This window comes from Boseongicola sp. (genome assembly GCF_057460485.1).
The window spans coordinates 1-5,421 of record NZ_JBVCWP010000259.1; the positions used below are offsets into that span (position 1 = coordinate 1).

The following is a 5,421-nucleotide window of genomic DNA, read 5'->3' on the forward strand; positions in this document are numbered from 1 at the left end:
CATGCGGTAGTGTATCTTCTCAACTAACTCATTCGACGGCACAGTGATGATGGCGAAGGTGCGCTCCCACTCATCTGTGTTGAGATTGAGCCAGTTCTCCCATATGCCAGCGAGACCAAAGGGAGAGCCATCTTTCATGGCGATGGCGTAGGGCTGCTTGGGCGCGCCCTTGATCGCGTGCCACTCGAAGAAGCCATCAATCGGCAAGATGCAGCGTCGCTTAGCATAGGCATCGCGGAACATCGGTAGCTTGGCGATAGTCTCTGACTTGGCGTTGATAGGCTTGCGGCCACCCTTCGGGTCTTTGCACCAATACGGAATGAGACCCCACTTAATCGGGTCGAGGGAACGCTCACCGGTTTTGTGGTTCTCGCGGATGACCAGAAGATCTTGGCTTGGTGCAGCGTTGTAGCGGGGAGGGAAGTTGCCCATCCCGCTATTGCTCACATCAAGGCCGTCAACGATGGCCAGACGTAAGGGGCTCGAACTTTGAATGACGCGTCCGCACATGCCTTCAGCATAGATCAGTCCGCGGTCCTGGCGCACGGGCGCAATGTCCTGAAGCGGACCTAAAGCGGACATCGATGCGGATGGGCGTCATGTCCGCTAATGACCCAAAGCGGACGTCACCTGTCCGCGCGGCAAAGTTGCCCGTATCTGCCTTTTTGCAGGGCCTCGGGCTTATTCAACCCGTTGGAGCCGGCATCGTGCTTCGAGCGATGCGACCTTTCTTATCAATCTCGGCAATGAGTCTTATCTTTGCTGTGTTGGCATCTCCCATAATGATGATTTCGTCATTGCCTTCACAAAGTTGGACGAACCTCTGCCAAGAACGGATTGGCGTCTTTTCTGTGAGACCATCATGCTTGTCGTTGCCGTTGTCAGAGACGTATATTTTTCTCATCAGCTTTCGCTCTGGGTTGCCGTTTTCAGATTTTCCTCGCCGACGCTAAGATGAACATCCTTCGTGTGGTGCCCTGTCCTTTGAGGTCGAACATCTGAATTTCTTCTGATGCTCACGGAGGGGCCGAGATAGCTATTTTCTTGAAGGCTATAGACCACGTACCTATCGAAGCCGGGAACTTGTTCTATGTCGTCCCAACTTCTGTAAGGTCGGTGTTGGACCAACCGTCTTGCTCGCCTTACGCTTAGACTACTAACTCGAAGAAGAGCGTCGAGGGATGCAGAGTTGAGGTTGAGGCGACGTGCGCCGTAGTACCGGATTAACGAGCGGGGCACAGCTGCTCCTTTTGATGGTAGCACCGGACGGGTGTGGATCGCGAGCTGCGGTTGAAACCAGCAGAGCGCGGGCGAAAGAGGTTCGTTCCAACTCGTTCGGGAAAAGCGTTAGCGCTTCTACTGGGCGCGCCTGCCACGCGGCCCGGATGACGCGAAGGGGGAAGCAGACGGCTGGGTCACCTTTTTCTTGCCCTGCTTCGGCTTCGTCTTTTCGCGATTGCGCTTCTGCTGGACTTTTGCCATGGGGGATTTCGTTCAAGGGGGATAGGGATAGAATCGAGGTCGCCTCTTGGACGGCCCCCGGCAATCTTTGCGATTAGGCGCCAGCGCCGAGCTTGCGGCCCTTCAACACGACGTCCACTTCGCTCACGGCCTGGTCCGGCTTCGTGCCGTACTTGGCCGAAATCTTGCTCACTAGGTCGTCCTTACCCTTGAGCGCTGACAACTCCTGCTCGGAGAATTTGCCCCACTTCGCGCGGATGTCGTTGAGAACTTCTTGCTTATTCCCCGCGTTGTCCTGAGTGATTTCAGGCGTTTTTGTCGCTGTTGCATTGTCCATTATTGTTGTCTCCAAATATGAGAAAATTCTCATTTGAATGATTATCAGTCAAATGACACGATATATATGTGCCTTCAAGACAGGAAATGCTATCCTAATCTAGAAATAAAAATAATATTTTCTACGGACTTATTTAAAACATACGGAATGAATAACAGTGATATTCTCACAGTATTTAAGTAGGAAAAAAAATGATCAAAGTCGTGAAATCATTCAATTCAGATTCCCCCTTTCCTCATGTTCTAGTTTATGGCACTGGCTTGGCAATACTGAGTCTTGCTTCTGTCTATATCAGCTCGTCCTTGGTCTTACACTGACGCTTTCTTCCGGTCTTGCCATACGATGTTCAGCTTCTGGTACGGAGCAGGCCTGGGTGCGCCGCTTATTCTGGTCCGGTTCTGACCCTAAGCGACTCTCAAGCTCTTATCGCTGCGAGCAAATTCGACCGCTGTCCAAGTTAATCGAAGGATTTGACGAAGTGACCTCTACTATTACGCGTAATAACTGCTTTTTAACGCGCAAAGCTTGTAATGCCCTACTTAGAGCCCATATACACATCACTGGCATGCCGGACGCCAGGCGCTGACGGCAAAGACAATGTGCCGACTACGTGCGCGCCCCCTTTCCTGAAAAAATCAGCACCACGACCGCCCCCCGCGGACAGGGTCCGGCGGCTGTCAGCCTGCGAAATCGTCTGCGACGTAACCTCAAGAGGCACTATCATGAATACCAATCCCCAAGCTGCCGCTGACCAGGCGCGCGCCGCCTATCGTCACACAACGAACCAGCTCGCCAATCTCGGTCTCGACCCTGCCGTTCCAGAGGGCGTGCGTGCTCTTGCCGAGAAGTCCGTGGCTCAGACCCGCGAGGCCTACGACCGCTCTTGGGATGCTTTTGATGCATCCGTGACGACGTTCGAAAGGTCCTTCGACGCTGCCGGGCAAGGAGCAATAGCGTTCAATCGCAAGATCATCGACATCGCCAGACGCAATGTCCATGCGAGCTTCGACTTAGCCACGAGCTTAGCGGGCGCCAAGAACCTAGCCGACATCGTGCGACGTCAGACGGCTTTTTGGCGTGAGCAGTTCAGCGTATTGACGGCCCAAGCCGAAGAAGTCCGCGCGCTCTCGACGAGGGTGACCGTCGATGCGGCCGAGCCAATCAAGGCAGAGGTGAAGCGCAGCCATGGATGAGATGCGCAGAGTGCATTAAGGTCTGCCCCGCGCGGTTGCTACCGCCCCATCGGTTCAAATGGTTCCCATTTCGATGACTGTACGGACAAGCAGCAAGACCGTGACCTTCCGTCGATCGTTCTGTATGGAAGGAGTGGATCGTTTGCTGCCGCCTGCCGACTATCAGGTTGTAACAGAGGAAGAACTGATCGAGAGCGTGTCCTTTTTGGCTTACCGTCGGGTTTCGACGACCATGATCGTGCCGGGCGAGGCCGGATCCACGGTCGAGATGGTGACTGTCGATCCTTTGGACCTTCAGGCAGCGCAGGAAGAAGACGCAGCAATACGCCCACCCGGGAGATGGCGTGCAACTAGCGTCACCCGGCTCGTGGGATCGTAACCGCTACCTACCTTCGAGGCCATGACGTGCATTCACCGCAGAATCCAAGGCACTAATCGAGGCGTCCTTTGGATTTGACCCACGACCGAATAAATCAAACCATTTAGAAAGTTCAATTCCATGCGCGCTATTTTGCATGCCAAGCTTTCCGATCAGCCCGCGAGGCTCTCTCGCCGCCCTGACAGCGTTCTTCCTGCCCAACCAAATCGGGAACCGCGCGATTCCTCCGTTGACGGATTCGAAGCCGCACTGACCAAAGCGCGCGATACTTGGCGAGGGAGAGGGCCAAGCTCTTCAGCCCGGGCCACTACTTACAGCGGCCGTGTCGCGCGGCACCGTTAGGGCAACCAAAGAGAAAGCCCCCACCAAAATGAAGGGGACCTTCTTACGCAGAACGCTCAGGTTTCGGAGGAGTGGTCGGTTGCCAGTACCGCTAGGGGAGAGATACCCGGCTCGCGCCAATCCCAAGCGCAAACTAGCATGAGTTACCTGCTCAATTGAGGCCGGGCAAAAATTTCAAAAAAGGCATGCGCCGAAGAGCTATCACCAGACACCCGGGCCAGACACTCGTCGAAAGGATTGGATGGAATGACATTTGATTATACGGCGATGGCGGAACTTTATCCAGCCAGGACCGGTAAGCATAGTGTGGGACACGTAACCTATAAACGATTCGAGGTCGCCGCTGAAGCTGTACGCTTCGCTATGGAGGAGCTTCCGTCTCAGTTCCTCTTGGGCACTTACCTTGAGGTCGAAGAGAAAAGGTTCGACGGCCGCCAAATTCGCTTGCTTTACGAAAGCGGAGATTATCCGCTTCCTCGCAAGGATGTCACCTGACTGCACCTTATTACTGTAACCGCTCCGCTGCTCGCGCGTCGCGCCGATACTGAAATTGAATTCGACGTAGCTGCTTACACTCTCAAGGGGCAGAGGTCCGCTTCTGGCACTTAACGGACATTGACTTTGACACTGAGGATGTCTGCTTACGGGGGCAAAGCGGACTTCGGATTGGCAGTGCCCAGCCCCTCACTATCCAGGAAATTCACTCGCCCTTGCGTGAGTAGTCGCTGAGCCAGGGCGTCGATTTCTGGCCAGTGATGCTCCAACAGTTGGCTCGTTTCGCTGACAATTCCATCGATGAGAGCTTCGGCTTGCGCAGTTTCATGGTTGCAGGCCAGGAGAGCGAGCTTGTTCGCCGTCAAGCGATCTTCGGCATCGCCCCATGTCGCGAGGCCGAAGTGCTTACTCTCAGAAAGGCTGGCAGCCACGAGGATCTTTATCGCGTCCTGAAACTTGCTGGCGCGACCGACAATCAATGGGTCTTCACCGCAAACATGACCCAACCTGTCACCGTCAGGAACTATCGTGACGTATAGGCACCTGTAGCCGAGCTTCATCGAGATCACCGCATGCCCAGCCTCATGATAGGCGATCGCTTCTCGTTGATTGGTTGCCTTCCCGTAGCTTGCTTTGCTTGATCCGCTCACAGTCGGCTCGTCCCTGGATGTCCGCTAGTGTGAAGTTTCTTTTGCAAGACGTCTGCGCTCTGCCCGCGCTTCACGTGACTTCTGTGTCATCTCTAACAGAGCAGCTTTCAGTCCTTCAGCGAGTACTGTTGCACCCTCGCCCTCCGGCTTCTGTCCATAAGTCTCTGGCCTACGTGCTGCGAGCCACTTTATGCCAACAGCCGGATTAGGCGGATAGTAAATCTCTTTCTCCTTCAGCCGCTTCTCGCCGTCGATCTCCACGGTCTCACGTACAGTGCGCGTGAAGCCATTGATCGCAATGAACGTGCTCCGCTCCACAATATCATCAGCATGCGCCTTACCTACGCTAAGGGCTGACATAAACTCAACGTGTTCGAGCTTCCATCGGTTGATCGTTCGCTCAGTTACGCCAAAGAACTCGCCGAGCTGCTCATCAGTAAACCCCATATTGCAGAGTTTCCGTGCTTGTTCAGCATACTCGGGTTTGTAGGTGGACTTCCGTCCACCGCCCTTGTTTCCAACGGCATGTTTGTTATTTCTTGGGGCTGGCATGGCTTTACCTCG

9 protein-coding genes are annotated in these 5,421 nt (G+C 54.5%); 3 read left to right on the forward strand and 6 right to left on the reverse strand.

Annotated features, from left to right (window positions below; all coding sequences use genetic code 11):
- The 4 genes from AC221Y_RS19670 to AC221Y_RS19685 form a co-directional block, all read right to left on the reverse strand.
- The coding region (locus AC221Y_RS19670; RefSeq protein WP_486708118.1) for an SOS response-associated peptidase at nt 1–546 on the reverse strand (546 nt) is incomplete at its 3' end.
- 139 nt (nt 547–685) lie between these two features.
- Nucleotides 686–904 carry a hypothetical protein gene (locus tag AC221Y_RS19675; RefSeq protein WP_486708119.1) on the reverse strand — a complete coding sequence of 73 codons (219 nt, stop codon included), beginning with the start codon at nt 902–904 and terminating at the stop codon, nt 686–688.
- The gene (locus AC221Y_RS19680; protein WP_486708120.1) at nt 904–1,263 is read right to left on the reverse strand and encodes a ComEA family DNA-binding protein; all 360 of its coding nucleotides are present in this window, start codon (nt 1,261–1,263) and stop codon (nt 904–906) included. The genes AC221Y_RS19675 and AC221Y_RS19680 overlap by 1 nt, the downstream gene beginning before the upstream one ends.
- Nucleotides 1,264–1,555: 292 nt before the next feature.
- Nucleotides 1,556–1,798 carry a CsbD family protein gene (locus AC221Y_RS19685; protein WP_486708121.1) on the reverse strand — a complete coding sequence of 81 codons (243 nt, stop codon included), beginning with the start codon at nt 1,796–1,798 and terminating at the stop codon, nt 1,556–1,558.
- 722 nt (nt 1,799–2,520) lie between these two features.
- Here AC221Y_RS19685 and AC221Y_RS19690 point away from each other — a divergent pair.
- The 3 genes from AC221Y_RS19690 (at nt 2,521) to AC221Y_RS19700 (ending at nt 4,207) form a co-directional block, all read left to right on the forward strand.
- The gene (locus AC221Y_RS19690; RefSeq protein WP_486708122.1) at nt 2,521–2,991 is read left to right on the forward strand and encodes a phasin family protein; all 471 of its coding nucleotides are present in this window, start codon (nt 2,521–2,523) and stop codon (nt 2,989–2,991) included.
- A gap of 142 nt (nt 2,992–3,133) precedes the next feature.
- Nucleotides 3,134–3,370 (forward strand): hypothetical protein, encoded by a 237-nt coding sequence (locus AC221Y_RS19695; RefSeq protein ID WP_486708123.1) that lies wholly within the window; start codon nt 3,134–3,136, stop codon nt 3,368–3,370.
- 588 nt (nt 3,371–3,958) lie between these two features.
- Nucleotides 3,959–4,207, forward strand: a complete 249-nt coding sequence (locus AC221Y_RS19700; RefSeq protein WP_486708124.1) for a hypothetical protein — start codon at nt 3,959–3,961, stop codon at nt 4,205–4,207.
- A 146-nt stretch (nt 4,208–4,353) separates the two neighbouring features.
- On the opposite strand, the gene AC221Y_RS19705 is transcribed toward AC221Y_RS19700, so the two are convergent.
- Both AC221Y_RS19705 and AC221Y_RS19710 read right to left on the reverse strand, forming a co-directional pair.
- Nucleotides 4,354–4,857, reverse strand: coding sequence for a hypothetical protein (locus AC221Y_RS19705; protein WP_486708125.1), 504 nt, complete (start codon nt 4,855–4,857; stop codon nt 4,354–4,356).
- A 24-nt stretch (nt 4,858–4,881) separates the two neighbouring features.
- Nucleotides 4,882–5,421, reverse strand: a 540-nt coding sequence (locus AC221Y_RS19710; protein ID WP_486708126.1) for a hypothetical protein, incomplete at its 5' end; no start/stop codon positions are given.